Consider the following 25,397-nt stretch of genomic DNA (forward strand, 5'->3'; position numbering starts at 1 on the left):
TGCCCTGGACTACGCCGGGACATGAATAACGGCCTCTATCTGACCACGGGCCTTCGCGGTGATCGAGAGAGGTCGGGATCAACCACCCCAGCAATGGTCGAATATTGTCTGGGCGATCCAGGGCAAGTCGCGCTGATATTCTGGAAATACCTCGAAGCGGCCCAGCATGCGGTCGGTGCAGATGAATACCTTTTGGCCAGAGCCTGCGATGGTGCAGATACCGCCAAAGCTGACATTACCTTCGCGCGATGTGGTAACCGGCAAGGTATAGAGGCTTTCACATGACTGGATTTCAGTAGTGTTTTGATTCCAAAGAGCGTTGTCTCTGAATTCTTTTGTGACAGACTCCCAGTCCTCCAAATCAACTTTGGTTAACCTGGAATAAGCAGGGGGAAAGCTTAGGCAGTTTTCGCTACCATAATTAGCAGCAACCGATAGCGGGACAAGCGTGGCAATCATAAATAATTGTTTCATGTGCAACTCCTTGAGTGGTAATTCTCCGTAGCTTCATGGAAAAGTAAACCATGACCTAACGTATGGCTCAAGGAAACGAATATGTCTTTTTAATAGAGAATAATGAAGTTGGCTGGCACAACCCTCCACCCAATGAGTTTTGATCTAGGTAGATAATTCTGCAAATTGATACAACATGCTTGAATTCCCTAATGGGCCAGACGCGAATCAATCCAGCACAGTTGCATAAAATAGGCGTGTCGCAATGGAACGAGTGGCCGGGGACACCAATGGTTCGCTGACTAGGCCGGCACGATCTGGTTCTTGCCCTGACGCTTGGCCTGGTACATGGCGGCGTCGGAACGCGAGAAGAGGGAGTCAAGCATTTCGTCTTGCGGCTGAATACTGGTCAGGCCCTGGCTTACCGTCACGCCGTAGTTCTTGCCATTGTGGTGGAAGCTCAGGCGCTGGATTTCGCGCTGCAGGCGCTCGGCGATCTGCATGGCCATGTCCGGCGCGCAGCCCGGGAACACGGCGGCGAATTCTTCACCACCGATGCGCCCGAACAAATCGCCACGGCGCAGTACCGCACGGCCGGTTTCGGCGATGCGTTGCAGCACGTGGTCACCTTCCTGGTGCCCATAGGTATCGTTGATCATCTTGAAATCGTCGATGTCCAGCAGCAGGAAGGCCATGGGCGTGTCGTTGAGGCGGGACTGCTCGAACTCGCGGTGGGCGCATTCGAAGAAGTGTCGACGGTTGCTGCTCTGGGTCAGGACATCGGTGGTGGCGAGGCGTTGGAGCTCGCCTTCAAGGTGCTTCTTTTCGGTAATGTCCTCGGCGATACCCACCACGATCACGCGTTGGCCTGCATCCACCTGATGGCTGACGAAGCACTTGTCGCTGAGCCAGCGGATCTGGCCATCGGCGCTGATGATGCGGTATTCGCGGTCTTCGACGGCGCCCTTGTCGAGCACTTCGGCCAGGCTGCGATCGGCGTAGTCCAAGTCATCCGGGTAGATGCTGTCGCGCCATTCGTTGTAGTCGGCCAGCAGCAAACCCACCGAGCGGCCGAAAATCCGTTCGTAGGCGGGGCTGACGTAGATCATCTGCTGGGTTTCCCAATCGAACGCCCAGAGTACCGCGTTGACGCTGACCAACAGCGAGCTGAACAGCTGCTCGCGCTCCTTGAGCCGCGCGACCTCACCCTGGGCATGCATCAAGGCCAATAGGGTTTCAGCGGCTTCGGGTAGAGGTTTGACGGGTGTAGAAGGTAATTTTTTATTGACCATCATCACGGCATCTCAGAGGCGTTGGGATTACTGCGAACGGATGCGCGAAAAGGCGCGGCCAAGGCATGATCCCAGGCGGTAGCGCTATGAGTCTGAGAGCGGAAAATTGTAACGAAGTTCCGAACGGCGCGCCCTGGGGCCAAGGCGCACCGATAAACGGCTCAGGCTGCAGCAGGCCTCAGCGAGTACGTCTTGAGCTGGGTCGCGAAGTCGCGCAGCGAGTGAATGCCACTGGCTTCGGCCTCTTGGATCCAATCCTTGATGGCGGCGAGCATATCATGACCGTTGGAACTGGTGCGCGCCCAGATCTGTTGCAGGGCCAGGCGTTTTTCATAGATGACGCGCAATGCGTGGCTGTGTTCGAGCATCGTCTGGATGTGCAGGTGATGCCCTTCGTCCAGCAGGCTGGTTTCACGCGACAGCAGGCGCTTGGCCCGGCGGAATTGGTGACGTACCGATTCGTCGACCCTGCTCAGCTCCTGTTGCACCAGCGGCGCGATCACCAGCTTGCGGTACTGCGCCATGATCTGGAAGCGATTGTTGAGGATCGCCATGGCGGTGTCCATGTCGAGCTGGCCCTTGCCTTCCACGCGGTGGGCAATCGGTGCCACGCGCTGGACCTTGGCCAGGCGCAGCCAGGTAAACAGCTTGATCCAGGCCCAACCCATGTCGAACTCCCATTTCTTGACCGACAGCTTGGCCGAATTGGGGTAGGTGTGGTGGTTGTTGTGCAGTTCTTCGCCGCCGACGATGATGCCCCACGGCACCAGGTTGGTGGCCGCGTCGCGGCATTCGAAGTTGCGGTAGCCCACGGCATGGCCGAGGCCATTGATGACACCGGCTGCCCAGAAGGGAATCCACATCATCTGCACGGCCCACACGGTCAGGCCGAGAGCGCCGAACAGCAACAGGTCGATGACCAGCATCAGGACCACGCCAGTGTGGCGGAAGCGCGAGTACAGGTTGCGCTCGATCCAGTCTTCGGGGCAGTTCTTGCCATAGATGCGCAAGGTGTCGGGGTTTTCCGCCTCTTTGCGATAGAGCTCGGCGCCGGTACGCATCACGGTGCCCAGGCCCTTGATCACGGGGCTGTGCGGATCGTCGACGGTTTCGCATTTGGCGTGGTGCTTGCGGTGGATGGCGGTCCACTCGCGGGTGTTCTGGGCAGTGGTGAGCCAGAGCCAGAAACGGAAGAAGTGCTTGAGCCCGGCGTTGAGTTCCAGCGAGCGGTGGGCGGAATAGCGGTGCAGGTAGACAGTGACGCTGATGATGGTCACATGGGTCAGCAACAACGTGACTGCCACCACTTGCCAGGCGGACAGATCGAGAAAACCGTTGTACCACATAGGCGGGAAGGCCCTCGGTTGGGTGGGTAATGCGTGCAGCGCATTATCGACTAGCTATCAGATAAAGCCAGTCGCTCTTTTAGATAAGAGTCGCTGAATGTTTCTATTCTATAATTGGTACACATTTTGTGTGGCCGATTGACCCTATGTCTGTTTTATCTCGGGTTACAGCGCGCGGCGTTGTGATTTACCTGATTGTCTGTGTGGTGTGGTTTCTGTTGTGCAGTCGTGTGGCAAACGGCCTTTTCGGAGCGTCGTCGGCCGGATGGGGGGTTCATCTGGCCGGTTGCGGTGTGTGGTTGCTGGGCAGTGCGTTCGCCTTTGGCTGGCTGCGCGCGCGGCAGGCCAACCGCGAAAGCCGACGTTTGTCGGCAGCGGTTTTCGACTGCACCGCCGACGGCGTGCTGGTGACCGACACTGCAGGGCGCATCCTGCAGGTCAACCGGGCCTTCATGGCGATCACCGGGTATGCCGAGGACGAAGTGCTCGGGCAGAACCCGAACACGTTCAAATCCGGGCAGCATCCGCCGGCCTTCTATCAACAGATGTTTCGCACGCTGGCCGAGCACGACCAGTGGAGCGGCGAGATCTGGAACCGGCGCAAGGGCGGCGACAGCTACCCGCAGTGGCAGACCATCCGCGCGATCCGCGATGATCGGGGCAAGCAGAGCCACTATGTGGCGGTGTTCTCCGACATCAGCGCGATCAGGCATTCGCAGCGCGAGCTGGCCCATCTGGCACACCATGATCCGCTGACCGGGTTGCCCAACCGCCTGCTGTTCAGCCACCGCACCGAGCACGCCTTGAGTACGGCCCGGCTTGCGCAACGCTGCTGCGCGTTGTTGCTCATCGACCTCGACCACTTCCAGAACGTCAACGACAGCTTCGGTCATGGCGTGGGCGATCGGTTGCTGATGGCCGTGGTCGAGCGTCTGCAGTGCGGGTTGGGCGAGGAGGTGACCCTGGCTCGGCTGGGCGGCGACGAATTTGCCGTGCTGATGGAAGGCGAGTTGCGCACAGGGCAGGCGACGGCGCTGGGGCAGGGGTTGCTCGAAGGCCTGCGCGCGCCCTTCGCCATCGACGGGCACACCTTGTTCATCAGCGCCAGCATGGGCATCAGTCTGTTTCCCGACGACGCGCAGGGTGCCGAGCAGCTGTTGCGCAACGCCGACTCGGCGCTGTTCCAGGCCAAGGCACGGGGCCGTTCGAGCTATGCCCTGTATACCGAAGAGCTGACCACCCGCGCCCAGCAGCAGATCGAAGTGACCGCAGAACTGCGCCAGGCCTTGGCCGACGGCCAGCTGCGCGTGCACTACCAACCGGTGCATGCCCTGCGCGACAAGGCCATGGTCGGGGTGGAGGCGCTGGTGCGCTGGCAGCACCCGGAGCGCGGCCTGGTGCCGCCAGGGCAGTTCATACCGATTGCCGAGCGCAGTGGTTTGATCGCCGAAATCGACACCTGGGTGCTGGCCACCGCGTGCCGCCAGATGCGGCAGTGGCAGGTCGAGGGCAAGGCACTGGATTTCGTCGCGGTGAACATCTCCAGCCGTCTGTTCAGCCACCATGATCTCTACCGGCAGGTCGAAAGGGTCCTGGCCGAGACGGAACTGGCGCCTGCGCATCTGGAACTGGAAGTGACCGAAAGTGCGGTGATGGATGATCCGGACCGCGCACTGGAGCAACTGCATCACCTGCGCGATCTGGGTTTGCAACTGGCGATCGACGACTTCGGCACCGGTTATTCATCCTTGCTCAGGCTCAAGCGCCTGCCGGTCCACAAACTCAAGATCGACCAGGGTTTCGTCGCCGGCCTGCCCGGCGACGAGGACGATGTGGCGATCACCACGGCGATCATCGCGCTGGCGCACAGCATGGGCATGCAGGTGCACGCCGAGGGCATCGAGCAGGCGAATCAGGCGCAGTTCCTGCTGGAGCACGGTTGCGGACTGGGCCAGGGCTATTGGTTCGGCCGTCCGGTGCAAGCCGCTGCGCTGCAATGGCAGGTCCAATAGGCACAGATAAAAACTTTTGGTTATATGAAAATTCTTAAACAGTATTTTTAAGAATAATAGGACCGCTCTACTATCGCGCTCACGCCACCTTGGCACCCCTTACCCAGGAGCATGATCATGAGCGCATCGCTACGCAGCGTCGAAGGACAGGACGAAGCCACCATTCTGCGGGAAATTCAGAGTGCGCTGCGCGACCTGCGTTTCGGTGCGGTGGAGATCACCGTACACAACGCTCAAGTCGTGCAGATCGAACGCAAGGAAAAATTCCGTTTGCAGAACCCGGGCAACAAGCCCAGCTGAGTACGCGTCCTGCGTAGCAGCCATAAGAAAAATACCCGCCATTCCAGGAGCTTCGTCCATGTCTATCCGCCGTTATGCCTTGGCAGCCCTCGCCAGCGCCGTGTTTGCCGGCTCCGCCGTCGCCAAGGACTACGAGCTGCTCAACGTGTCCTACGACCCGACCCGCGAGCTGTACCAGGAGTACAACGCCGAGTTCGTCAATTTCTGGAAGAAGGAACACGCGGGCGACACCGTGTCGATCAAGCAATCCCACGGTGGTTCGGGCAAACAGGGCCGCGCGGTGATCGACGGCCTGCCCGCCGATGTGGTGACCCTGGCGCTGGCCGGTGACATCGACGAGATCAGCCGCTTGGGCAAGTCCATCCCGGAGAACTGGCAGACCCGTCTGCCGGACGCCAGCACGCCCTACACCTCGACCATCGTGTTTCTGGTGCGCAAGGGCAACCCCAAGGGCATCAAGGACTGGGGCGACCTGATCAAGAATGATGTCTCGGTGATCACGCCGAATCCGAAGACGTCCGGCGGCGCCCGTTGGAATTTCCTGGCAGCCTGGGCCTACGGCCTGAAAGCCGGCGATGGCGACGAAGGCAAGGCCAAAGAGTACGTGCAGACGCTGTTCAAGCACGTGCCGATTCTGGACACCGGTGCCCGTGGCTCGACCATCACCTTCGTCAACAATGGTCAGGGCGACGTTTTGCTGGCCTGGGAGAACGAGGCGTTCCTGGCATTGAAGGAAGACGGTGGCGCGGACAAGTTCGACATCGTCGTGCCTTCGCTGTCGATTTTGGCTGAGCCGCCAGTGGCCGTGGTCGACAAGAACGTGAAGAAGAAGGGCAACGAGGAAATCGCCGAAGCCTACCTCAAGCACCTGTACAGCCCGGCTGGCCAGGAAATCGCCGCGAAGAACTTCTATCGTCCGCGCGACAAGGACGTGGCGGCCAAGTATGCGAAGCAATTTCCGGCGCTGAATCTGGTCACTATCGACAAGGATTTCGGCGGGTGGAAAACGGCGCAGCCCAAATTCTTCAATGATGGTGGGGTGTTCGACCAGATTTATCAGGCTCAATAAGCTATAGACATGCGTTGAGGCGGCGGGCCTCTTCGCGGGCAGAGGGCTCGCCGCCCGCCCCGTTCCCACAGGTCACCGTAAAGCCTGTGGGAATGGGCTCTGCCCGCGAAGAGGCCCGATTGCGTAAACCGTATTCATCAAGGACTTCTATGTCGCGTCGTATCTCCCCCGTCATACCCGGCTTCGGGCTGACGCTGGGCTACACCGTCGTGTACCTCAGCCTGATCGTGCTGATCCCCCTGGCCGCCATGTTCGTGCATGCCGCGCAGCTGACCTGGGAACAGTTCTGGACCATCGTTACCGCACCTCGCGTACTCGCCGCACTGAAACTCAGTTTCGGCACGGCGTTGTGTGCGGCGATCATCAATGGAGTGATCGGCACCCTGCTGGCCTGGGTGCTGGTGCGCTACACCTTTCCCGGACGCAAGATCATCGATGCGATGATCGACCTGCCGTTCGCCCTGCCCACGGCCGTGGCAGGCATTGCCCTGACGGCGCTGTATGCACCCAACGGCCTGGTTGGGCAGTTCGCCGCCGACCTGGGTTTCAAGATCGCCTACACCCCGCTGGGCATCACCCTGGCCCTGACCTTCGTCACCTTGCCGTTCGTGGTGCGCACAGTGCAGCCGGTGCTGGCCGACATTCCGCGCGAGGTCGAGGAAGCCGCGGCCTGCCTGGGTGCCAAGCCGCTGCAGGTGTTCCGCTTCATCCTCGCGCCGGCGCTGTTGCCTGCCTGGCTCACCGGTTTTGCCCTGGCGTTCGCCCGCGGCGTGGGCGAGTACGGATCGGTTATTTTCATTGCCGGCAACATGCCGATGAAGACCGAAATCCTGCCGCTGCTGATCATGGTCAAGCTGGACCAATACGACTACACCGGCGCCACGGCCATCGGCGTGATGATGCTGGTGGTTTCCTTCGTTCTGCTGCTGCTGATCAACTTGTTGCAGCGGCGCATCGAAACCCCTTGAAGGAGGCTCCGCACATGTCTGCATCTTCCATTGCTGCCTCCACCAATGCGGCCCGGCGTGGCAGCGCAACCTCGCGGCGGGTGTTGATCGCCCTTGGCTGGCTGGTCTTCGCCGTGTTTCTGTTGCTGCCGTTGCTGATCGTCGTGTCCCAGGGCTTGAAGCAGGGCCTGGGGACCTTTTTCGCGGCGATCTTCGAGCCCGATGCGCTGTCGGCGCTCAAGCTGACGGTGTTCGCCGTGCTCATTTCGGTGCCGCTGAACCTGGTGTTCGGCGTCAGCGCCGCGTGGTGCGTGAGCAAGTATTCGTTTCGCGGCAAGAGCATTCTGGTCACGTTGATCGACCTGCCGTTCTCGGTGTCGCCGGTGATTGCCGGTCTGGTCTATGTGCTGATGTTCGGCGCTCAGGGCCTGTTCGGGCCGTGGCTGCAGGACCACGACATCCAGATCGTGTTCGCCTTGCCAGGTATCGTGCTGGCCACCATCTTCGTGACCGTGCCGTTCGTGGCCCGCGAGCTGATCCCGCTGATGCAGGAACAAGGCACGCAGGAAGAGGAAGCGGCGCGTCTGCTGGGCGCGAATGGCTGGCAGATGTTCTGGTACGTCACCGTGCCGAACATCAAGTGGGGGCTGATCTACGGCGTGGTGCTGTGTACCGCGCGGGCCATGGGCGAGTTCGGTGCCGTCTCGGTGGTGTCCGGGCACATTCGCGGCGTGACCAATACCCTGCCGCTGCACGTGGAAATTCTCTACAACGAATACAACCATGTCGCCGCCTTTGCCGTTGCGAGCCTGTTGCTGATCCTGGCGCTCTTCATCCTGCTGCTCAAGCAGTGGAGCGAGTCCCGTATTGACCGCCTGCGCAACAGCGCCGCGGAGGAATGATTAATGTCGATCGAAGTTCGTAACGTCAGCAAGCGCTTCAATGCCTTCCAGGCCCTGGACTCCATCAATCTGGACATCCAGAGTGGCGAGCTGGTGGCTCTGCTGGGCCCATCCGGGTGCGGCAAGACCACCTTGCTGCGCATCATCGCCGGCCTGGAAACGCCCGACCAGGGCAGCATCGTGTTCCACGGCGAGGACGTTTCAGGCCACGATGTGCGGGATCGCAACGTCGGTTTCGTGTTCCAGCACTACGCGCTGTTCCGACACATGACAGTGTTCGACAACGTCGCCTTTGGCTTGCGCATGAAACCCAAGCGCGAACGGCCCACCGAAACGGTGATTGCGCAGAAAGTGCATGAGCTGTTGAACATGGTGCAGTTGGACTGGTTGCACGATCGCTACCCCGAGCAGTTGTCCGGGGGCCAGCGCCAGCGTATTGCCCTGGCCCGTGCCCTGGCGGTCGAGCCCAAGGTGTTGCTGCTCGACGAACCTTTCGGCGCGCTCGACGCCAAGGTGCGCAAGGAGCTGCGTCGCTGGCTGGCGCGCTTGCACGAGGACATCAACCTGACCTCGGTCTTCGTGACCCACGACCAGGAAGAAGCCATGGAAGTGGCGGATCGCATCGTAGTGATGAACAAGGGTGTCATCGAGCAGATCGGTTCGCCAGGCGAGGTGTACGAGAACCCGGCAAGCGACTTCGTCTATCACTTTCTGGGCGACTCCAACCGCTTGCAGTTGGGTGGTGAAGAGCATGTGCTGTTTCGTCCGCACGAAGTGTCGCTGTCGCGCCACGAGCTGGACGACCATCATGCCGCCGAGGTGCGTGACATTCGCCCGTTGGGCGCAACCACGCGGGTGACGCTCAAGGTCGAGGGGCAGAGCGAGCTGATCGAGGCCGAAGTGGTCAAGGACCATGACAGCCTGAGTGGCCTGGCGCGGGGCGAGACGTTGTTCTTCAAGCCCAAGGTCTGGCAGAAGGCGTCAGGTCTGTAGCAGCGGCGCGAGCCGCGTCCGAATTCAACGCGGTGCGTCAGAGACACCGCGTGTACCGCCGACGCGGCTCGCGCCGCTGCTACAGAAGATCACGCGCACCTTGTAGCAGCGGCGCAAGCCGCGTCCGGGGTCGATGCGGTGCAGCAGGCAGACTGTACGTGCCGCCGACGCGGCTTGCGCCGCTGCTACAGAAGATCACGCGCACCTTGTAGCAGCGGCGCAAGCCGCGTCCGGGGTTATGCGGTGGCAGCAGGCAGACCGCGCGTGCCGCCGACGCGGCTTGCGGCGCTGCTACGGGGCTGATTGACCTTTATTTTGGTTATTAATAAATAGCTTCTTATTCCTTAACGAATATAACTCCTTTCCTTATACTGGCCTCCAACGCAACGTTTGCAGGAGGCGCATCCCATGCGCAATGAGTCGATCCGCTATCTGATCGTGCCAGGCTGGCAGGGCTCGTCCGACGACCATTGGCAAAGCCATTGGCAACGAACCCTGCCCAACAGCGCGCGTGTCGAGCAGGACGACTGGCTCACGCCACGGCGTGAAGACTGGGTCGCGGCGCTGGACCGCGCGGTGAATGCCAGCGCCGATCCGGTGATTCTCATTGCTCACAGCCTGGGATGCGTGACAGTCGCCCACTGGTCGGTCGCCGCCTCGCTGGTTTCGTTGCGCAAGGTTCGCGGAGCCCTGCTGGTGGCGCCTGCAGACGTAGAGCGCCCGGCCTGCTCGCCGGCCCTGCGCAACTTCGCACCCATCCCCAAACACCTGCTGCCATTCCCCAGCCAAGTGGTGGGCTCGGACAACGACCCTGCGGCCAGTGCTCCGCGAGCCTTGCAACTGGCCCGCGACTGGGGCGCCGAAGCCGGCATTCTGGCCGGTGCCGGGCATATCAACGTCAAGTCCGGGCATCGACGCTGGGAACAGGGGTTTGCCTACCTCTATCGCCTGCAGAGTCGCATGGACCAGCACATCCAGCTGCGCGCCTGAATGCCCGACAACCGAGTACGCCGCCTGCAGCCAGGCCGGTGGGAGCCTTGCCCATGACCGCATACAACGACACCTTCGGCCAGCCGCTGCTGACCTTTCCCGACGCCGACAAGAGCCCGCTGAGCATCCGCGCCAAGGCGCTGGTGTTCGTCGATCCGCGCTCGCGACGCTTGCGCGAGGAGCTCGAGCGGCTCGCGCCCAAGGCACTGCCGGTGCTGATTCAGGGTGAAAGCGGCACCGGCAAGGAACTGCTTGCCCGCCACATTCATCGCGGCAGTGATCGTGGCGGCCTTTTCGTCTCGGTCAATTGCGGCGCGATCAGCCCGACCTACGCCGATGCCGAGCTGTTCGGCTACAGCGCAGGAGCCCACAGCGGCACGGCCAGCAGCCGGGCCGGATGGTTCGGCTCGGCCAACGGCGGCACGCTGTACCTGGACGAGATCGCCGACCTGCCGCTGGCGATCCAGACCAAACTGCTCGCGGCGTTGGAAACCCGTGAAGTGACCCGCGTCGGCGCGGCTCAGCCCAATCCCGTGGACGTGCGCCTGGTGGCGGCGTCGAGCATCGATCTGGGCCAGGCCGTGGCCGCGGGGAAATTCAACGAACGGTTGCACGCCTATCTGGGCGAAGGCCGCCTGACCTTGCCGCCGTTGCGCGAGCGGACCGGCGATATCCTCGCCCTGGCCGAGTATTTCCTGGGCATCTACAGCCACCGTCTGAACCTGGCGGTGCCGCTGATCAGCGCCGATACGCAGCGAGCGCTGGAGCGCCATGATTGGCCCGGCAATACCCGCGAGCTGGAAAACGTCATCCATTTTGCCCTGCTGGTCAGCCGCGGCGACGAGATCCTGCCCGAGCATCTCAATCTGCCAGCGGCCGCGAACACGGACTTGCTCGTGCATCTCGAGCAGCTGTTGACGCAGGCCACCGAGCACGCCGAGCCGGTTGCTTTGGCAGCGCTGCTGAACCGCAGCGTCGAGCGCTTGAGTAAAAAGGCATAAGCAGCAAACTAAAAGGTATTTGTAGGAATATTAATTCCCGGTATTGTCCGCGCAAGGCTGGCCGATTGCTGCCGCCGCCACCCAATTTCAAGGACTTAGCATGAAAAAGGCTTTGCTGTTCACCGCTCTGGCGGCCTCCCTGTCTTTCGGCCTGGCCAACGCGGCAGAAAAACTCGTGATCGCCGCCACGCCGGTTCCCCACGCCGAGATCCTCGAGCTGATCAAGCCGACCCTGGCCAAGGAAGGCGTCGAGCTGGACATCAAGGTGTTCACCGACTACGTGCAACCCAACGTACAGGTGAACGAAAAGCGTCTGGACGCCAACTACTTCCAGACCCTGCCGTACCTGGAAAGCTTCAACAAGGGCAAGGGCACCAACCTGGTCACCGTGATCGGCGTGCACGTCGAGCCCTTCGGCGGTTACTCGAAGAAGGTCAAGTCGCTGAGCGAACTCAAGGACGGCGCAACCGTCGCCATCCCCAACGAGGGCAGCAACAGCGGTCGTGCGTTGATCCTGCTGCAGAAAGCCGGCCTGATCACCCTGAAGGACCCGAGCAACGCCCTGGCCACCCCCAAGGACATCGCCAGCAACCCCAAGAACCTCAAGTTCAAGGAGCTGGAATCGGCCATGCTGCCGCGCGTGCTGGACCAGGTCGACCTGGACATGATCAACACCAACTACGCACTTGAAGCCGGCCTGAACCCGGCCAAGGATGCCTTGGTGATCGAAGGATCGGATTCGCCTTACGTGAATTTCCTGGTGGCCCGTCCGGACAACAAGGACAGCCCGGCCATGCAGAAACTGGCCAAGGCGCTGACCAGCCCCGAAGTGAAAGCCTTCATCGAGAAGAAGTACAGCGGCGCGGTATTGCCGGCGTTCTGATTCCCGAGTGTGACAACGGTTCACCTGAGCGCCGACAGCTTGTACAGTGTCGGCGTTTTGCTTTGTCCGGGCAGGGCCATTCCCGGCAAATGAACCTCGCATCACGGCCACAGTCGCATACACACCTGGCATCACAGCGCACGCAAAGGAGCCTGCATGGCTGGTCCTCGTTGGAAGGTTGTAGGGGTTTCCCTTTTGTTGGTTGCGCTGGCGGGGTGTGGTGAAGACAAGCCCATCGAGCCGACGCATCCGCGCGTGCGCGTGGAGAATGTACAGAGCGGCGAGTTCGCCGCTGCGGTCAATCTCACCGGCGATGTGCAGGCGCGCATCCAGACCCAGTTGTCGTTCCGCGTCGGTGGCAAGATCATCCAGCGGTTGGTGGACGTGGGCGATCATGTCAGCGCACGGCAGGTGCTGGCGCGCCTGGACCCCAAGGACCTGCAGACAAACGTCGATTCGGCCAAGGCTGCAGTGGCCGCCGAACAGGCACGTGTGAAACAGACATCGGCGGCCTTCGTGCGCCAGCAGAAGCTGCTGCCCAAGGGCTACACCAGCCAGAGTGAATACGACTCGGCCCAGGCGGCGCTGCGCGGTGCGCAGAGTTCGTTGGCGGCGGCGAGCGCCCAGTTGGCCAATGCCCGTGAACAATTGAGCTACACCGACCTGGTGGCCGACGCCCCAGGCGTGATCACTGCCCGCCAGGCAGAGGTTGGCCAGGTGGTACAGGCCACTGCGCCGATCTTCGGCCTGGCCCGCGATGGCGACCGCGATGCGGTATTCGACGTGTACGAGTCGCTGTTTGCCCAACCGGCCGGCCAGCAGCCGATCACCGTCAGCCTGCTCGACGAGCCGGCGATCAAGACCACCGGCACGGTGCGCGAAGTCACCCCAGCGGTGTCCGCGCAGACCGGTACTGTGCGCGTGAAGATCGCCCTGCAAGGCCTGCCCAAGGGCATGGACCTCGGCTCGGTGGTCAACGCATCGCTCAACGGTCCGGGCAAGACCAGCGTCGAGCTGCCCTGGTCGGCGTTGACCAAGGACATCGCCGAGCCTGCCGTGTGGGTGGTGGGGGAAGGCGACAAGGTCAATCTGCGCAAGGTCGACGTGGGCCGTTACCTGACCGGCAAGGTGGTGATCGCCGATGGCTTGAAGAACGGCGACCGCGTGGTCGTCGCCGGCGGGCAGTTGCTGCACCCGGACATGCAGGTGGAAATTGCCGAGGAGCGCCAGCCATGAAGGCGGTGATCGCGTTGTCTGCGGCCGTGCTGTTGCTGGCAGGCTGTTCGAAGGAAGAGCAAGCTCCCGAGCCGATCCGCCCGGTGCTGTCGGTCGAGGTCAAGGGCCTGGACCAGCAGAGCCTGGGTCGCTTCGCGGGCAATATCCAGGCGCGCTACGAAAGCACGTTGGGCTTTCGCGTATCGGGGCGTATCGCCCGGCGTGCGGTGGATGTCGGCAGCCAGGTGGAGAAGAGCCAGCTGCTGGCCACCCTCGATCCGACCGACCAGCAGAACCAGTTGCGTTCGAGCCAGGGTGATCTGGCCCGCGTGCAGGCGCAGTTCATCAATGCCCAGGCCAATGCTCGCCGCCAGCAGGAGTTGTTCGACCGTGGCGTCGGTGCGCAGGCTGGCCTGGACATCGCCCAGACCGACCTGAAGACCGCCCAGGCCTCGCTCGACCAGGCCAAGGCCGCCGTCAGCCAAGCCAGGGATCAACTGGGCTATAGCGAGCTGCGCGCCGACCACGCCGCCGTGGTCAATCAATGGAAAGTGGAAGTCGGGCAAGTGGTGAGCGCCGGTGAAGAGGTGGTGGTATTGGCCCGTCCCGATATCAAGGAGGCGGTCATCGACCTGCCAGACGGGCTGGCCGAAACCCTGCCCGAGGGCGTGGAGTTTCGTGTGCAGTCCCAGCTCGACCCGAGCGTTGCCACCACCGGCACCCTGCGTGAGCTGGAGCCGCGGCCCGACAGTGCGACGCGCACCCGTCGCGCACGCCTGACCCTGCGCGAAAGCCCCGCCGGCCTGCGCCTGGGCACGGCGATCAGCGTGACCTTGAGTTCAAGTATCGCGCAGCGCCTGGAATTGCCGGAGACCGCAGTGCAGGAAGTCGATGGCAAGACCCAGGTGTGGCTGGTGGACGTCCAGAACAAGACCGTCAACCCGCGCCCGGTCACCGTGCTCAGCCGCGACCGTGGCGTCGTAGTGCTGGGCAGCGGTGTGCAGGCGGGTGAGCGCGTGGTCAGCGCTGGCGTCAACAGCCTGAAACCCGGGCAGAAAATCAAACTGGACGAGGCGAGCCGGCAATGAAGGGAAGTTTCAACCTGTCCGACTGGGCGCTCAAGCACCAGTCCTTCGTCTGGTACCTGATGTTCGTCGGCCTGCTGATGGGCGTGTTCTCCTATTTCAACCTGGGCCGTGAAGAAGACCCGGCGTTCGCCATCAAGACCATGGTCATCCAGAGCCGCTGGCCGGGCGCGACCCAGGATGAAACGCTCAAGCAGGTCACCGACCGCATCGAAAAGAAGCTCGAAGAGCTGGACTCCCTGGACTACGTGAAAAGCTACACGCGGCCTGGCGAGTCGACGGTGTTCGTGTACCTGCGCGACACCACCAATGCCAAGGCGATTCCAGAGATCTGGTATCAGGTGCGCAAGAAGGTCGACGATATTCGCGGCACCTTCCCCCAGGGCCTGCAGGGGCCTTCGTTCAACGATGAATTCGGTGACGTGTTCGGCTCCATCTACGCCTTCACTGCCGACGGCCTGAGCATGCGGCAGCTGCGCGACTACGTGGAGCAGGTGCGCGCCGAGATCCGTCAGGTCGAGAACCTGGGCAAGGTTCAGTTGGTAGGCCAGCAGGACGAAGTGATCTACCTGAATTTTTCCACGCGCAAACTGGCCGCGCTGGGCCTGGACCAGCAACAGGTGGTCGGCGCGCTGCAGGCACAGAATGCGGTGACGCCGGCGGGCGTGATCGAAGCAGGGCCGGAACGCATTTCGGTGCGCACCTCGGGCCAGTTCAAGTCGGAAAAAGACCTGGAAACGGTCAACCTCAGGCTCAACGACCGCTTCTACCGGCTGACCGATATCGCCGACATCGAACGTGGCTACAAAGACCCGGCCGCGCCGATGTTCCGCTACAACGGCCAGCCCGCCATCGGCCTGGCCATTGCCATGAAAGACGGCGGCAACATTCAGGAATTCGGTACCGCGCTGCATGCGCGCATGAACGCGTTGACCGCGCAGTTGCCGGTGGGCGTGGGCGTGCACAAGGTTTCGGACCAGGCCGAGGTGGTCGAGAAGGCCGTCGGTGGGTTCACCAGCGCTTTGTTCGAGGCCGTGGTCATCGTGCTGATCGTCAGCTTCATCAGCCTGGGCGTGCGCGCCGGCCTGGTGGTGGCCTGCTCGATTCCGCTGGTGCTGGCCATGGTCTTCGTGTTCATGGAGTACAGCGGCATTACCATGCAGCGCATTTCCCTGGGGGCGTTGATCATCGCCCTGGGCCTGCTGGTGGACGATGCGATGATCACCGTGGAAATGATGGTCACTCGCCTGGAAGCGGGTGACAGCAAGGAGGAGGCGGCTACCTTCGCTTACACCTCTACCGCATTCCCGATGCTCACCGGCACTTTGGTCACCGTGGCCGGCTTCGTGCCGATTGGCCTGAACGCCAGCTCGGCGGGTGAGTACACCTTCACCCTGTTTGCCGTGATCGCGGTGGCCATGCTGGTGTCCTGGGTGGTGGCGGTGCTGTTCGCACCGGTCATCGGCGTGCACATCCTGAGCAAGAACGTCAAACCCAAGCCGGAGCAGCCGGGGCGTGTCGCGCGCTGGTTCCACAGTGGTCTGCTGGGCTGCATGCGCCACCGTTGGCTGACGATCATCGGCACGTTGCTGCTGTTCGCTGCGGCGCTGTTCTGCATGCGTTTCGTGCAGAACCAGTTCTTTCCTTCGTCCGACCGCCCGGAAATCCTGGTGGACCTGAACCTGCCGCAGAACGCTTCGATCAACGAGACGCGCAAGGCGGTCGACCGCCTCGAAGCCACGCTCAAGGATGATCCGGACATCGCGCGCTGGAGCACTTACATCGGTCAGGGCGCGATCCGTTTCTATCTGCCGCTGGACCAGCAGTTGGAGAACCCTTACTACGCCCAGTTGGTGATCGTCAGCAAAGGCCTTGAGCAGCGTGGCGCGCTGACCGAGCGCTTGAAGAAGCGCCTGCGCGAAGACTTCGTCGGCATCGGCACCTACGTCCAGGCGTTGGAAATGGGGCCGCCGGTGGGCCGGCCGATCCAGTATCGGGTCAGCGGCAAGGACATCGACCAGGTGCGCAAGCACGCCATCGAGCTGGCCACGCTGCTGGACCAGAACGCGCACGTCGGCGAGATGATCTACGACTGGAACGAGCCGGGCAAAGTGCTGCGCATCGCCATCGCCCAGGACAAGGCGCGGCAGTTGGGCTTGTCGTCCGAAGACGTGGCCAAGCTGATGAACACCATCGTCAGCGGCTCGGCGGTGACCCAGGTCAATGACGATATCTATCTGGTCAACGTGGTCGGCCGTGCCAACGACGCCGAGCGCGGTTCGCCGGAAACCTTGCAGAACCTGCAGATCGTCACGCCCAGCGGCACCTCGATTCCGCTGCTGGCCTTCGCCACCGTGCGCTACGAGCTGGAGCAGCCGCTGGTGTGGCGGCGTGATCGCTTGCCGACCATCACCTTGAAGGCGGCGGTCAGCGACGATATCCAGCCGACCGATCTGGTGGCCCAGCTGAAGCCTGAGATCGAGAAATTCGCCGAAGGCCTTCCGGTGGGTTACAAGGTGGCCACCGGTGGTACGGTCGAGGAAAGCGGCAAGGCGCAGGGACCCATCGCCAAGGTGGTGCCGTTGATGCTGTTCCTCATGGCGACCTTCCTGATGATCCAGCTGCACAGTGTGCAGAAGATGTTCCTGGTGGCCAGTGTGGCGCCGCTGGGCATCATCGGTGTGGTGTTGGCGCTGGTGCCGACCGGAACGCCCATGGGCTTTGTGGCGATTCTCGGGATACTGGCGCTGATCGGCATCATCATCCGCAACTCGGTAATTCTGGTGACCCAGATCGACGCTTATGAACGCGATGGCTACAAGCCTTGGGATGCCGTGCTGGAGGCAACCGAGCATCGACGCCGGCCGATCCTGCTCACGGCGGCAGCCGCCAGTCTGGGCATGATCCCGATCGCCCGCGAGGTGTTCTGGGGCCCGATGGCCTACGCGATGATCGGCGGGATCGTGGTGGCGACCTTGCTCACCCTGTTGTTCCTGCCGGCGCTGTATGTGGCCTGGTACCGGATCAAGGAAGACGAGGGCGAGGGGAAGGAGGCTTGATTCAGGTTGGGCAAAAGAAAGTAGGGTGCTCCGTCTGAGATACCGCAGCGTGGCGTTCGCGGCCACGGACCGCTCCTACGCAGAACATTATCCCCTGTAGGAGCGGTCGTTGGCCGCGAAGGCCCGCCACGAACCCCCCGTAGGAGCGGTCAGCGGCCGCGAAGGGCGCATCTCGGTTCCGCGACTAGCGCTTGTTGAGCACTCGCGCCAGGCGGTCGCCGCCGAACTGGATCAGGGTCACCAGGGCCACCAGCAGCACGATGACCGTGAGCATGATCTGGCTGTCGAATCGCTGGTAGCCATAGCGGTAGGCGATGTCTCCCAGCCCGCCGGCACCGATCGCACCAGCCATCGCCGATGAATTGATCATGGTCACCACGGTGATGGTAAAGCCGGCCACGATGCCCGGTCGCGCTTCGGGCAGCAGCACGTGCCAGACGATGTGCCAGCGTCGGCAGCCCATGGCTTGCGCGGCTTCGACCAGGCCATGGTCGACCTCGCGCAGGCTGACCTCGGCAATGCGCGCAAAGAACGGCGTCGCAGCGATGGTCAACGGCACCACGGCCGCCCACACGCCATAGGTGGTACCGACGATTAACCGGGTAAACGGGATCAGCGCCACCATCAGAATGAGAAACGGCACCGACCTGAACAGGTTGACGAACGCGCCCAGCACGCGGTTCAGCGCTGGCGCCTGGTAGATACCGCCACGGTCGCTGGTGACCAGCACCACGGCCATCACCACGCCCACGGGCAGCGCGATCAACGAGGAAACGCCCACCATCAGCAAGGTGTCCAGGGCGCCCTGCAACAGACGATCAAACCACATAGCCCAGCTCCTCTACCCGTTGTGCCCATTGCCCGGCGCGTTGCAGCAGATGCTCGCGGTCGTGGGGCGAATTGCTTACCGCCACGACCAGATTGCCCAGTGCGCGACCTTGAATCCGTTCGATACCGCCCTGCAGCAGGCTGACCTGGCCACCCAACAGGTTGAACAACGACGACAGGTCCGCCTCGCCGGCCTGTGCCCCAGTCACGCGCAGTCGCAATACCAGCGCTGCGCCAGGCGTTGCAGGCGTGCTGCGCAGACGGGCGCGCAGTTCCTCGGGCAGGCCGTGTTGCAGCGGGGCCAGCAAGGTCCGACTGACCTCATGCTGGGGGTTGCCGAACACCTGCCACACCGGGCCCTGCTCAACCACCTGGCCGCCTTCGAGCACCACCACGCGGTCGCAGATGGCGCGGATAACAGCCATTTCGTGGGTGATCAGGATGACCGTCAGCCCCAGCCGCTGGTTGATATCGCGCAACAGGGCGAGGATCGACTCGGTAGTCTCCGGGTCCAGCGCCGAGGTGGCTTCGTCGCAGAGCAGAATCTGCGGGTCGTGCACCAGCGCCCTGGCGATGCCGACACGCTGCTTCTGCCCGCCGGACAACTGCGCCGGATAGGCGTCGCGCTTGCCTTGCAGGCCAACCAGTTCGAGCAGTTCACCGACCTTGCGCCAGCGCTCGGCCTGGGGCACACCGGCGACCTTGAGTGGCAACTCGACGTTCTGCCACACGGTTTTCGCCGACATCAGGTTGAAGTGCTGGAAGATCATGCCGATGCGCCGTCGCAGGGCCACCAGGCGGTCCTCGTCGAACTCGCCGATGTCCACCTGATCGACCAGCACGCGCCCGCTGCTGGGCTGCTCAAGCCGGTTGATGGTGCGGATCAGCGACGACTTGCCAGCACCGCTGCGGCCGATGATGCCGAACACTTCGCCACGCTCGATGGTCAGGTCGATGCCCTGCAGCGCCTGCACGGGGCCCTGGGCGCCCTCATAGGTCTTGCCGACGCCGATGAAACGCACCAGCGCATTGGCCAGCTGTGGATGCAGTTCCAGGGGCTCGGCAGGCTGCCGGACAATGCCGGCGGTAGCGGCCAGCCTGCGTTGCACATTGGTGGTGGGCATGCTCACTCCTTCCAGCCGACTTGGTAGAGTTTGCCGTTGACCTTGTCGAGCGAGGCGCGCACCACCGGCGAATGCTGGTAGATGTCGATGAACTTGGCCAGGCGCGGATCGTCCTTGCGCTCGGGCTTGATCACGAACTGGATCACGTACTCGGGATGGTCGAGGCCGTCGAACAGCAGCGCCGAGCCTGCGTCGAAGGTTTTGGACAGGCGAATGTAGGCCGGGTAGCCCTGCACCAGATCGGCGTCATCGTAGGCGCGTACCAACTGCACCGCCTCGACCTGGAGAATCTTCAGGTTTTTGGGGTTGGTGAGAATGTCCTCTTCGGTGGCCTTGTAGCCAACCCCCGGCTTGAGGGTGATCAAGCCAGCCTTGGCCAGCAGTTGCAGGCCTCGGCCGCTGTTGATCGGGTCATTGGCAATGGCGACGGTCGCGCCCTTGGGCAGTTCGTCGAAGCTTTTGTAGCGTTTGGCATACAGGCCGACGTTGTTGATGATGCCCGGCGCATACGGCACCAGATCGGTGCCAGCCTGGGTATTGGCGTTTTCCAGGAACGGCATGTGCTGGAAGTAGTTCACGTCGATGTCGCCGGCGGCCAGGCTGACGTTGGGTGCGATCCAGTCGGTGAATTCCACCAGCTTGACGGGCAGGCCCTGTTTCTTGGCTTCCTCCACGGCGCTTTCCAGGGGGATGGCGAAGGCGGCGGTGGTGCCGACGATCAGGGGCTTGTCATCGGCGGCATGGGCTGCGCCGGTTAGCAGAGTGAGCGCGAGCAGCAAGGTGTGTTTGAGCATGTTGGGTTTCCAGTGATTTTTGTGTTGTTTGAGGTGGCCTCTTCGCGGGTAGAACCCGCTCCCACATGAGCGTGCGCTCGTTGATTGTGGAAGCGGGCTTCCCGCGAAGAGGCCCGATCAGGCACCGCGCTTGTAACTGAAACCGGCATGCCCTTCAGGCAGCCCAGGGCCCTTACCGAAGACCTTTTCGCGCAATGTGCCCTGGGCATAGGCGGTCTTGTAGGAACCGCGCGCCTGCAGCACGGGAATCACCAGGTCGATGAAGTCGGCGTAGCTTCCCGGGGTTACCGTGCGGGTCAGGTTGAAACCGTCCAGGCCGGTCTCGGCGATCCAGGCTTCAAGTTCGTCGGCGACCTGTTCCGGGTCACCGACCAAGGTGATGTAGCGCCCGCCCAAGGCGTGTTGATCGAGCAGCTTGCGCCGGGTCCAGTCGTTGTTCTGCAAGGTCTTGGTGGCCGACTCGATGGCATTGCCCTTGACGTACTCAATGGGCTCGTCGAGTTCGTAGCGGGCGAAGTCGATTGCCGTAGAGGCGGCGAAGTGGGCGACACCGGCCTCGGCGCTGGCGTAGCTGCGGTACTCGTCATGCTTGGCCCGGGCCTGCGCCTCGGTGGCGGCGACGATCACCGTCAGGCCCATGAAGACTTTCACCGCCTGCGGGTCGCGACCGGCTGCGCGGGCGGCGTTGCGGACCTTGTCCACCTGCTCGCGGGTGGCCTGCTTGTTCTGCCCGCTGATGAACACGCACTCGGCGTGCTGACCGGCGAACTGCAGGCCGCGTGCCGAACTGCCGGCCTGGAACAATAGCGGCGTGCGCTGCGGTGAGGGTTCGCACAGGTGGTAACCCTGGACGCGGTAGAACTCGCCTTCATGCTCTACCTTGTGGACTTTTTCCGGCTGGGCGTAGATGCGCCGTTCGCGGTCCTCGATCACGGCATCGTCTTCCCAACTGCCTTCCCAGAGTTTGTACAGCACCTGCAGGTATTCGTCGGCCTGATCGTAGCGACGGTCGTGCTCCACCTGGTGGGTCAGGCCCATGGCCTTGGCGGCGCTGTCCAGGTACCCGGTGACGATGTTCCAGCCCACCCGGCCACGGGTCAGGTGATCGAGCGTGGACAGACGCCGGGCGAACAGGTACGGCGCCTCGTAGGTGAGGTTGGCGGTCAGGCCGAAACCCAGGTGGCGGGTAACCGCGGCCATGGCCGAGACCAGCAGCAACGGGTCGTTGACCGGCAGCTGGATCGACTCCTTGAGCGTCACGTCGACCGAGTCCTGATAGATGTCGTAGACCCCGACGATGTCGGCGATGAACAGGCCGTCGAACAGGCCGCGCTCCAGCAACTGGGCCAGTTCGGTCCAGTACTCCAAGGTCTTGTACTGGCTGGAGGTATCGCGCGGATGGGTCCAGAGGCCGTGGTTGATGTGGCCCACGCAGTTCATGTTGAAGGCGTTGAGCAGGATCTGTTTCTTGCTCATCAGATCGTCCCCCGGCGTGGTGGCAGCTGGTCGTAGAGGTAGTAGTTGCCGATGGCGTGGTACTTCCAGCGCACCGGGTCGTGCAGGGTGTGTACGCGGGCGTTGCGCCAATGCCGGTCGAGGCCGTGCTCGGCCAGGGTGGCCTGGCTGCCCGCCAGCTCGAACAGGGTGCTGCCGGCGGCCAGGGAGATTTCGGTGCTCAGCGCCCGAGCCTCGGCCACGGCAATCGAAGCGGCGCCGACGTTTTCCGCGCTGGGCTCGGCCTGCGCCTTGTCGAGCACCTCGCCGGCACGCTCGAGCAGGGCTTCGGCAGCATGCAGACGGATCGCCAGATGACCGAAGCTCTTGAGTGACAGCGGATCTTCTACAGCCTTGTCACTGGTTGCGTCGATCCATGGCCGAGTGCGGGTGCGGACGAACTGCAAGGCGTCCTCGAACGCCCCGCGGGCAATGCCGGTGTCGATCGCGGCATGCAGGATCTGCGCGAACGGGCCGACCGTGGTGGGCCGTTCGAACGCGCTTTGAAACGGCACGATGGCGTCGGCGCTGACCCAGACATTGTCGAACACCACCGAGCCGCTGCCCGTGGTGCGCTGGCCGAAGCCGCTCCAATCGTCGATGACCTGTACACCGGCACTGTCGGCGGGTACGAAAGCCAGTTGTTGCACGCCCTGTTCATCGACCACCGAGGTAGGAATGCACTGGGCATACAGCGCGCCGGTGGCGTAGAACTTGCGACCATTGATGCGCAAACCGTCGCTGTCGCGGGTCAGGCGCGTGGTGCGGTCATGGGCGGTTCGCGTGCCCAGTTCCGCCAGGGCGTTACCCAGCCGCTGGCCTGCCAGCACGTCGGCGTACAGGCGCTTTTGCTGCGCCGCGCTGCCGTTGATGCGCAGCACTTCCAGGGCATAGAAATGATTCTGTGGGATCTGCCCCAGCGAGCCGTCGGCGGCGGCCAGCAAGGCAATGACCTGGGCCAGGGTGACGTTGGACACAGCCGCTCCGCCGAATGCCTTGGGCACGCTGATGCCGCCCAGGCCAGAGCGCGAGAACAGCGCCAGTTCGCCATGGGGCAGCAGCCGTTCGCGGTCGCGCAGGGCGCTGTCGCGTTGCAACAGGGGAGCCAGTTGGCGGGCAACGTCCAGGGCCTGTTGGTCGTTGGCGATCAATGCGACGCCGTCGAGGGGGTGGGGCAATGAGCTCATGCTGATCTCCAGCGGTCTGGTCAAATCCAGGAATGGCGCGCAGGCAGGCTGCCGTTCAGGTGGTAGGCGCCGATAGCGTGGTATTTCCAGCGCACGGGATCGTGCAGGGTGTGCACGCGGGCATTGCGCCAGTGACGGTCGAGGTTGAACTCGGCGAGGCTGGCGCGGCTCCCGGCCAGCTCGAAGAGCTTTTCGCTGGCGTGCAGGGCGATTTCGGTGGTGATCACCTTGGCCTCGGCCACGGCGATCGACGCCTGGCCTGCCAAGGTGGCGTCCACCGGCGCGTGGCGAGTCTGGTCGAGCACGCGCGCGGCCTTGCGCAGCAGTGCCTGGGCCGCGTGCAGCTCCAGCTTCAGGCGACCGATATCGGCGATCACGAAAGGGTCGTCGCTGGCGCGCTCGACCCCGGCGTCGATCCACGGGCGGGATTTCTCGCGGACGAAGGCGATGGTGTCGTCGATGGCCGCAGCGGCAATGCCGGCGTCGATGGCCGCTTGCATCAGTTGCGATACGGCGCCCTGAATGTTCGGTTGTTGCGCCTGGCGCCAGATCTCCACGACATGGGTGGCGGGCACCTGCACGTGTTCCAGCACCACGGTGCCGCTGGCGGTGGTGCGCTGGCCGAAGCCGGACCAGTCGTCGATGATTTGCAGGCCGGGCGTGCCGCGCCGCACGAAGGCCATGACCAGGCGCTGGTGCTCATCCATGGCCTTGACCGCTACCCAGTGGGCGAACAGCGCGCCGGTGGAGTAGAACTTTTGTCCGCTGATCTGCCAGTCGTCTCCGTCGCGGACGATGCGAGTCTTGATCTCCAGGGTGTTGCGAGTGCCGCGTTCGGGGCCGCCATTGCCGATGCGCGCGCCTTGCAGCACGGCGCTGAACAGCGTCTGCTGCTGGTGCGCGGTGGCGGTGCCGCGAAGCATCTGCAGGATGCCGAAATGGTTTTGCGGAATCTGCCCCAGGGCCGGATCGGCGGCGCTGATCAGACGGAACACCTCGGCCAGGGTTTCGAAACTGACGTCCGGGCCGCCGAAGGCACGTGGCACGGTGATACTGCCCAGGCCGCTCGCGGTGAACTGCTCGATCAGTTGCCAGGGCAGCTCGCGGTGCTGGTCGCGCCGGGCGGCATGGGTACGGGCGCTGGCGGCGAGGGTTTGCGCGGCGTCGAGCGCGTCGAGGTCATTGCGCAGTATCTGCGCGGGCACGAGCGCCGGGCCGTGGTCGGCCGGCAAGGTTTGGGAGTGTTCGCGGGAAATCGAGTGGGTGACCATACCGTCCTCACGTCATGCACGGCGTATGTCGCCTTGCTTGGGTGTACGCAGGTCCGGTGGTCCGGTGTATATACCCTAATCGTTTGTTAAGTTTAAATGAACTAACGATTGGGAATATGGATAGATGGGTTTTTCCTTGGAGCCGTATAGTGACCCTTGCGGGCGCAGCCTCTGCGGTATACCAGGTACACCGCAGTGTGTTTTTCGCGGCCGATGACCGCTCCTACGGGGGGGCATCCGGTGATTCCCGTAGGAGCGGTCCGTGGCCGCGAAGGGGGCGCTGCGGTGTATCAGGCACACCGCAGTGTGTTTTTCGCGGCCGATGACCGCTCCTACGGGGGGCATGTGGTGGTTCCCGTAGGAGCGGTCCGTGGCCGCGAAGGGGGCGCTGCGGTGTATTAGTACACCGCAGTGTGTTTTTCGCGGGCAGAGGGCTCGCCGCCCGTCCCGCTCCCACAATAGAAGGTCAGGCGGGGCGGGTGAGGGTCTTGACGCCTTCGGCGGTGCCCAGCAGCAGCACATCGGCTGGGCGAGCGGCGAACAGGCCGTTGGTGACCACGCCGACGATGGCATTGATCTGCGTTTCCAGCGCCACCGGGTCGGTGATCTGCATGTTGTACACATCGATGATGATGTTGCCGTTGTCGGTCACCACGCCTTCGCGATAGACCGGGTCGCCGCCCAGCTTCACCAGCTGGCGCGCGACGTGGCTGCGGGCCATGGGAATGACTTCCACCGGCAGTGGAAACTCGCCCAGTACCGGCACCAGCTTGCTGCCGTCGGCGATGCAGATGAAGGTGGTGGCCACGGCCGCAACGATCTTCTCGCGGGTCAGCGCGGCGCCGCCGCCCTTGATCAGGTTCAGGTGCTCGTCGCTTTCATCGGCGCCGTCGACATAGAACTCCAGGTCACCGACGCCGTTGAGTTCGTACACAGGGATGCCATGGCCCTTGAGCCGCGCAGCGGTTGCCTCGGAGCTGGCCACGGCGCCGTCGAAGGCGCTCTTGTGCTGGGCCAGCGCATCGATGAAGCAATTGGCGGTGGAACCGGTGCCGACACCGACAACGCTCTTTTCGCCCAGCTTGGGCAGAATGAAATCCACGGCAGCCTGGGCGACGGCCTGTTTGAGTTGGTCCTGGGTCATGCAAGCTC

Annotated in this window: 22 protein-coding genes; 12 read left to right on the forward strand and 10 right to left on the reverse strand. The window is 63.0% G+C overall.

Annotated elements, in window-relative coordinates:
- Positions 1-78: 78 nt before the first annotated feature.
- From IFT44_RS10965 to desA, 3 genes are all read right to left on the reverse strand, one after another.
- Complete coding sequence (locus tag IFT44_RS10965) at positions 79-474, reverse strand: hypothetical protein (protein WP_192175897.1); 396 nt, start codon at positions 472-474, stop codon at positions 79-81.
- 281 nt (positions 475-755) lie between these two features.
- A complete protein-coding gene (locus IFT44_RS10970) occupies positions 756-1,745 on the reverse strand; it encodes a GGDEF domain-containing protein (protein WP_240998864.1) in 990 nt (329 codons plus the stop codon).
- 161 nt (positions 1,746-1,906) lie between these two features.
- The gene (gene desA, locus IFT44_RS10975; RefSeq protein ID WP_122480636.1) at positions 1,907-3,091 is read right to left on the reverse strand and encodes a delta-9 fatty acid desaturase DesA; all 1,185 of its coding nucleotides are present in this window, start codon (positions 3,089-3,091) and stop codon (positions 1,907-1,909) included.
- 146 nt (positions 3,092-3,237) lie between these two features.
- Between desA and dibA the strand changes: the two genes are divergently transcribed.
- The 12 genes from dibA (at position 3,238) to IFT44_RS11035 (ending at position 17,547) form a co-directional block, all read left to right on the forward strand.
- Complete coding sequence (dibA, locus tag IFT44_RS10980) at positions 3,238-5,103, forward strand: phosphodiesterase DibA (RefSeq protein WP_192175898.1); 1,866 nt, start codon at positions 3,238-3,240, stop codon at positions 5,101-5,103.
- A 117-nt stretch (positions 5,104-5,220) separates the two neighbouring features.
- Positions 5,221-5,403: a sulfur starvation response protein OscA gene (oscA, locus tag IFT44_RS10985; RefSeq protein ID WP_043191814.1), complete on the forward strand. Its 183-nt coding sequence runs from the start codon at positions 5,221-5,223 to the stop codon at positions 5,401-5,403.
- Between the two features lie 58 nt (positions 5,404-5,461).
- On the forward strand, positions 5,462-6,472 hold the full coding sequence (locus tag IFT44_RS10990; RefSeq protein ID WP_185794828.1) for a sulfate ABC transporter substrate-binding protein: 1,011 nt from the start codon (positions 5,462-5,464) through the stop codon (positions 6,470-6,472).
- Between the two features lie 149 nt (positions 6,473-6,621).
- Positions 6,622-7,440: a sulfate ABC transporter permease subunit CysT gene (gene cysT / locus IFT44_RS10995; RefSeq protein WP_192102766.1), complete on the forward strand. Its 819-nt coding sequence runs from the start codon at positions 6,622-6,624 to the stop codon at positions 7,438-7,440.
- Between the two features lie 14 nt (positions 7,441-7,454).
- Positions 7,455-8,321, forward strand: a complete 867-nt coding sequence (gene cysW / locus IFT44_RS11000) for a sulfate ABC transporter permease subunit CysW (protein ID WP_122480633.1) — start codon at positions 7,455-7,457, stop codon at positions 8,319-8,321.
- A 3-nt stretch (positions 8,322-8,324) separates the two neighbouring features.
- On the forward strand, positions 8,325-9,314 hold the full coding sequence (locus tag IFT44_RS11005) for a sulfate/molybdate ABC transporter ATP-binding protein (protein WP_122480632.1): 990 nt from the start codon (positions 8,325-8,327) through the stop codon (positions 9,312-9,314).
- A 408-nt stretch (positions 9,315-9,722) separates the two neighbouring features.
- Positions 9,723-10,304, forward strand: coding sequence for an alpha/beta hydrolase (locus IFT44_RS11010; RefSeq protein WP_192058811.1), 582 nt, complete (start codon positions 9,723-9,725; stop codon positions 10,302-10,304).
- 53 nt (positions 10,305-10,357) lie between these two features.
- Entirely contained in the window at positions 10,358-11,305 is a 948-nt protein-coding gene (locus IFT44_RS11015; RefSeq protein ID WP_192058813.1) for a sigma 54-interacting transcriptional regulator, read from the forward strand.
- Positions 11,306-11,405: 100 nt separating this feature from the next.
- Positions 11,406-12,188 (forward strand): MetQ/NlpA family ABC transporter substrate-binding protein, encoded by a 783-nt coding sequence (locus tag IFT44_RS11020; protein ID WP_122480629.1) that lies wholly within the window; start codon positions 11,406-11,408, stop codon positions 12,186-12,188.
- 156 nt (positions 12,189-12,344) lie between these two features.
- The gene (locus tag IFT44_RS11025) at positions 12,345-13,424 is read left to right on the forward strand and encodes an efflux RND transporter periplasmic adaptor subunit (RefSeq protein ID WP_122480628.1); all 1,080 of its coding nucleotides are present in this window, start codon (positions 12,345-12,347) and stop codon (positions 13,422-13,424) included.
- Positions 13,421-14,491, forward strand: coding sequence for an efflux RND transporter periplasmic adaptor subunit (locus IFT44_RS11030; protein ID WP_122480627.1), 1,071 nt, complete (start codon positions 13,421-13,423; stop codon positions 14,489-14,491). Before IFT44_RS11025 ends, IFT44_RS11030 begins: the two co-directional genes overlap by 4 nt.
- The gene (locus tag IFT44_RS11035) at positions 14,488-17,547 is read left to right on the forward strand and encodes an efflux RND transporter permease subunit (protein ID WP_192175899.1); all 3,060 of its coding nucleotides are present in this window, start codon (positions 14,488-14,490) and stop codon (positions 17,545-17,547) included. The genes IFT44_RS11030 and IFT44_RS11035 overlap by 4 nt, the downstream gene beginning before the upstream one ends.
- A gap of 184 nt (positions 17,548-17,731) precedes the next feature.
- Here IFT44_RS11035 and IFT44_RS11040 read toward each other — a convergent pair whose 3' ends face one another.
- From IFT44_RS11040 to rpiA, 7 genes are all read right to left on the reverse strand, one after another.
- Positions 17,732-18,376, reverse strand: a complete 645-nt coding sequence (locus IFT44_RS11040; RefSeq protein ID WP_122480625.1) for a methionine ABC transporter permease — start codon at positions 18,374-18,376, stop codon at positions 17,732-17,734.
- Positions 18,366-19,499 carry a methionine ABC transporter ATP-binding protein gene (locus IFT44_RS11045; protein WP_192175900.1) on the reverse strand — a complete coding sequence of 378 codons (1,134 nt, stop codon included), beginning with the start codon at positions 19,497-19,499 and terminating at the stop codon, positions 18,366-18,368. Before IFT44_RS11045 ends, IFT44_RS11040 begins: the two co-directional genes overlap by 11 nt.
- Before the next feature lie 2 nt (positions 19,500-19,501).
- Positions 19,502-20,293 (reverse strand): MetQ/NlpA family ABC transporter substrate-binding protein, encoded by a 792-nt coding sequence (locus IFT44_RS11050; protein WP_192175901.1) that lies wholly within the window; start codon positions 20,291-20,293, stop codon positions 19,502-19,504.
- 117 nt (positions 20,294-20,410) lie between these two features.
- On the reverse strand, positions 20,411-21,769 hold the full coding sequence (locus IFT44_RS11055; protein WP_192175902.1) for an LLM class flavin-dependent oxidoreductase: 1,359 nt from the start codon (positions 21,767-21,769) through the stop codon (positions 20,411-20,413).
- Positions 21,769-22,974, reverse strand: coding sequence for an SfnB family sulfur acquisition oxidoreductase (locus IFT44_RS11060; RefSeq protein WP_192175903.1), 1,206 nt, complete (start codon positions 22,972-22,974; stop codon positions 21,769-21,771). The genes IFT44_RS11055 and IFT44_RS11060 overlap by 1 nt, the downstream gene beginning before the upstream one ends.
- A 20-nt stretch (positions 22,975-22,994) precedes the next feature.
- A complete protein-coding gene (locus tag IFT44_RS11065; RefSeq protein WP_192175904.1) occupies positions 22,995-24,245 on the reverse strand; it encodes an SfnB family sulfur acquisition oxidoreductase in 1,251 nt (416 codons plus the stop codon).
- A 466-nt stretch (positions 24,246-24,711) separates the two neighbouring features.
- Positions 24,712-25,389, reverse strand: coding sequence for a ribose-5-phosphate isomerase RpiA (gene rpiA, locus IFT44_RS11070; RefSeq protein WP_122714267.1), 678 nt, complete (start codon positions 25,387-25,389; stop codon positions 24,712-24,714).
- Between the last annotated feature and the right edge of the window lie 8 nt (positions 25,390-25,397).

This window comes from Pseudomonas sp. CFBP 13710, from assembly GCF_014842235.1.
GTDB lineage: Bacteria > Pseudomonadota > Gammaproteobacteria > Pseudomonadales > Pseudomonadaceae > Aquipseudomonas > Aquipseudomonas baltica.

Excerpts from the sequence above, each read along its gene's own strand:
- IFT44_RS10965 (WP_192175897.1), bottom strand. The coding sequence starts at position 474 with ATGAAACAATTATTTATGATTGCCACGCTTGTCCCGCTATCGGTTGCT.
- IFT44_RS10970 (WP_240998864.1), bottom strand. The coding sequence starts at position 1,745 with ATGGTCAATAAAAAATTACCTTCTACACCCGTCAAACCTCTACCCGAA.
- desA (WP_122480636.1), bottom strand. The coding sequence starts at position 3,091 with ATGTGGTACAACGGTTTTCTCGATCTGTCCGCCTGGCAAGTGGTGGCA.
- dibA (WP_192175898.1), top strand. The coding sequence starts at position 3,238 with ATGTCTGTTTTATCTCGGGTTACAGCGCGCGGCGTTGTGATTTACCTG.
- oscA (WP_043191814.1), top strand. The coding sequence starts at position 5,221 with ATGAGCGCATCGCTACGCAGCGTCGAAGGACAGGACGAAGCCACCATT.
- IFT44_RS10990 (WP_185794828.1), top strand. The coding sequence starts at position 5,462 with ATGTCTATCCGCCGTTATGCCTTGGCAGCCCTCGCCAGCGCCGTGTTT.
- cysT (WP_192102766.1), top strand. The coding sequence starts at position 6,622 with ATGTCGCGTCGTATCTCCCCCGTCATACCCGGCTTCGGGCTGACGCTG.
- cysW (WP_122480633.1), top strand. The coding sequence starts at position 7,455 with ATGTCTGCATCTTCCATTGCTGCCTCCACCAATGCGGCCCGGCGTGGC.
- IFT44_RS11005 (WP_122480632.1), top strand. The coding sequence starts at position 8,325 with ATGTCGATCGAAGTTCGTAACGTCAGCAAGCGCTTCAATGCCTTCCAG.
- IFT44_RS11010 (WP_192058811.1), top strand. The coding sequence starts at position 9,723 with ATGCGCAATGAGTCGATCCGCTATCTGATCGTGCCAGGCTGGCAGGGC.
- IFT44_RS11015 (WP_192058813.1), top strand. The coding sequence starts at position 10,358 with ATGACCGCATACAACGACACCTTCGGCCAGCCGCTGCTGACCTTTCCC.
- IFT44_RS11020 (WP_122480629.1), top strand. The coding sequence starts at position 11,406 with ATGAAAAAGGCTTTGCTGTTCACCGCTCTGGCGGCCTCCCTGTCTTTC.
- IFT44_RS11025 (WP_122480628.1), top strand. The coding sequence starts at position 12,345 with ATGGCTGGTCCTCGTTGGAAGGTTGTAGGGGTTTCCCTTTTGTTGGTT.
- IFT44_RS11030 (WP_122480627.1), top strand. The coding sequence starts at position 13,421 with ATGAAGGCGGTGATCGCGTTGTCTGCGGCCGTGCTGTTGCTGGCAGGC.
- IFT44_RS11035 (WP_192175899.1), top strand. The coding sequence starts at position 14,488 with ATGAAGGGAAGTTTCAACCTGTCCGACTGGGCGCTCAAGCACCAGTCC.
- IFT44_RS11040 (WP_122480625.1), bottom strand. The coding sequence starts at position 18,376 with ATGTGGTTTGATCGTCTGTTGCAGGGCGCCCTGGACACCTTGCTGATG.
- IFT44_RS11045 (WP_192175900.1), bottom strand. The coding sequence starts at position 19,499 with ATGCCCACCACCAATGTGCAACGCAGGCTGGCCGCTACCGCCGGCATT.
- IFT44_RS11050 (WP_192175901.1), bottom strand. The coding sequence starts at position 20,293 with ATGCTCAAACACACCTTGCTGCTCGCGCTCACTCTGCTAACCGGCGCA.
- IFT44_RS11055 (WP_192175902.1), bottom strand. The coding sequence starts at position 21,769 with ATGAGCAAGAAACAGATCCTGCTCAACGCCTTCAACATGAACTGCGTG.
- IFT44_RS11060 (WP_192175903.1), bottom strand. The coding sequence starts at position 22,974 with ATGAGCTCATTGCCCCACCCCCTCGACGGCGTCGCATTGATCGCCAAC.
- IFT44_RS11065 (WP_192175904.1), bottom strand. The coding sequence starts at position 24,245 with ATGGTCACCCACTCGATTTCCCGCGAACACTCCCAAACCTTGCCGGCC.
- rpiA (WP_122714267.1), bottom strand. The coding sequence starts at position 25,389 with ATGACCCAGGACCAACTCAAACAGGCCGTCGCCCAGGCTGCCGTGGAT.